3 protein-coding genes are annotated in these 2,642 nt (G+C 65.5%); all 3 read left to right on the forward strand.

The features are described 5' to 3' along the window. Positions 1-164 precede the first annotated feature (164 nt). Entirely contained in the window at positions 165-1,229 is a 1,065-nt protein-coding gene (locus tag QZ189_RS11085) for a DUF4912 domain-containing protein (protein WP_296421799.1), read from the forward strand. A gap of 13 nt (positions 1,230-1,242) precedes the next feature. Then, positions 1,243-1,416 carry a hypothetical protein gene (locus QZ189_RS11090; protein WP_296416837.1) on the forward strand — a complete coding sequence of 58 codons (174 nt, stop codon included), beginning with the start codon at positions 1,243-1,245 and terminating at the stop codon, positions 1,414-1,416. Between the two features lie 42 nt (positions 1,417-1,458). Beyond that, the coding region (locus tag QZ189_RS11095; RefSeq protein ID WP_296421802.1) for a phospholipase D-like domain-containing protein at positions 1,459-2,642 on the forward strand (1,184 nt) is incomplete at its 3' end.

A 2,642-nucleotide genomic window follows, 5' to 3' on the forward strand; every position in this document is an offset into this window, starting at 1 on the left:
TCGGCCGCTGATCCACGGGCCAGGACTTCTCAAGCGGCGGTTCATCCGCCGCTTTTTTTGTGTTTCCACACCGGAGGCAGTCACGGGATCCTGACCACGACTGCCGATTGCACAAGGGATCGGGGAAAGTAAGTCCATTGATCCCGAAAGGAATCGGAAGCGCTGTGACCCAAGCCCTGACCTCATTGGCCCGCATGACCTTGCGCCAGCTGCGCCAGGTGGCCAGTGAACTGGGCGTGACGCTCTACAGCCGCAAAACCAAGGCTGAACTGGTTGATGCCATCGGCGAGCGCCAGGCCGACATCAGCAGCGTCGAGCAAGAACACAGCCCTCCGCCCAAAACCATCGACAGCACGCGCGTCGTCTTTCTGCCGCGTGATCCCCAGTGGGCCTATGTCTTCTGGGAAATCTCTGAAAGCGATCGCCAGCAGGCCTTCAAGGATGGAGCCAGCCAGCTCTGCCTGCGGGTCGCCGATGTCACTGGGGTGAGCGATGGAGGCGTGCACCCGCACACCCTGCAGGAAGTGCCCGTCGATAGCCACGCCACCGAGTGGTACCTGCCCGTGCCGCTCAGTGATCGCGACTACCGGGTCGAACTTGGCTACCGCGTCAACGCTGGTGGCTGGATCTCCCTGGCCTATTCATCGATCGCGCGGGTGCCTGCGCTCCACCCCAGCGAACAAATCCTCGATCAGTTCGTTCCCTTCAGCCTCGAGGCCCCGCTCGGCCAGGTGGATGCCGCTGGGATCGCCAGCCAACCCGCCACCACTCCAGACAACGGTCTGCACGAGCGGCTCTATCAAACCGCCACCAGCTTTGGACGGACGATTGGACGGGGCTCGGAGGCCTTCCATGAACTCGAGGGCGCCAGTGGCTCAGGCCTCAACGCGTCCGGTGCCGGCCTCTGGGCCAGCGGCCGCAATGAATCCGGCAGTGGCGTGGTCGGTCAACGCAAGCGCGCCTTCTGGTTGGTCGCCGATGCCGAGCTGATCGTCTACGGGGCCACCGATCCCTCAGCCCGCCTGAGCATTGGCGGCGAGGAGGTTCCCCTCTCCAGCGACGGCACCTTCCGGGTTCAAGTCCCCTTCCGCGATGGCGAGCAGGTCTATGCCATCGAGGCGATTGCGGCCGATGGCGAGCAGAAGCGCAACATCACCTTGAATTTCGATCGCAGCACACCCGAGGACAACAGCAACCCCAGCGACCAAGCTGTGGCCGAGTGGTTCTGATCAGAGCTCCCCAATGAAAGCCGTTGTTGCCTTCACCCCGCTGGCGGGAGCCGTGCTGTTCCCCATCGCCGTTCCCCTGCTGATGGTCAAGGTGGGTATTGGCGCCGGGGTCCTGGCGGCGGTGCTGATCAGCAGCCTCTGGTTTGGCTCGATGCTGCTGACCTCTGAGATGCCCGAGCACGGCTGAGGCAGACGGGGAACACTCGCTCCAGATCCGCCTGAGACCTTGATGCTGCAGCGGCCCGCTTTCAGCAGCCTGCTGACCCTGGCCTGCCTGCTGCAGGGCTGCGGCAGCGCCGGGCAGCTGATCGGCGCCGAGCGGGCGCCAGAGCTGGAGCAGCACCCGCAGATCAGGGCAGCCTTCAACCAACGGGAGGACCGCGGCTACATCAGCCCGATCAGCCGGCAGTGGCGAGCGGGTGAGGACCTCGAGGCGCTGCTGATCGAAGCGATCCGCTCTGCGGAGTCCGAGGTTCTGGTGGCCGTTCAGGAGCTCTCCCTCCCGGCCATCGCCCAGGCCCTTGCCGAGCAACACCGGCGGGGCATCCCGGTGAAGGTGGTCCTGGAGAACCTCTACAGCCAACCCTGGAGCAGCCAGCACGAAGCCGAGCTCAGCCCCCATCAGCGGCAACGCCACCGGCAGCTGCGCGCCTTGGCCGACCAAAACGGCGACGGGCAACTCTCGGAGAGCGAGCGGCAGCAGGGCGATGCCGTGGGCATCCTGCAGCGCGCGGGCGTCCCCCTGCTGGATGACACCGCCGATGGCAGCAAGGGCAGCGGCCTGATGCACAGCAAGTACCTGGTGGTCGATGGGCAGACCGTGGTGACGGGGTCGGCCAACTTCACCGCCTCAGGCCTCCATGGGGACCCGGGCGCGCCCCGAACCCGCGGGAACGCCAACCACCTGCTGCAGATCGAGAGCCCAGCGTTGGCCGCACTCTTCCGCGAGGACTTTGAGCGGATGTGGGGAGACGGGCCCGGCGGGCAACCCGATAGCCGCTTTGGCCTGGGCAAAGGTCAGCACGCGCCTCAGCGCATCCGTGTGGGAAGCAGCGAGGTGGAGGTGCTGTTTGCGCCCCATCGCCGCAGTGATCCCAACAACGGCCTGGCCTTGATCGCTTCCGTCCTCGCGGAGGCACGGGAGCGCATCGATCTAGCCCTGTTTGTCTTCTCCGCGCAGTCACTCACCGACCAACTGGCCGAGCGACTGGCGCAGCAGGTGCGGCTGCGGCTTGTGGCGGATCCAGGCTTTGCCAGCCGTCCCTTTTCTGAAGTCCTCGATCTCCTGGGGGTCGCCATGGCTGATCGCGACTGCAAGATCGAGAAGAACAATCAACCGCTCGAGCGGGCAGCCGAAGGCGTCGGCACACCGCAGTTGGCCCGCGGCGACAAACTGCACCACAAGTTCGCTGT

Origin of the sequence: Vulcanococcus sp. CPBay_Sum15L08_68 (assembly GCF_017855895.1) — a bacterium.
In the GTDB taxonomy this organism is placed as follows: Bacteria; Cyanobacteriota; Cyanobacteriia; order PCC-6307; family Cyanobiaceae; genus Vulcanococcus.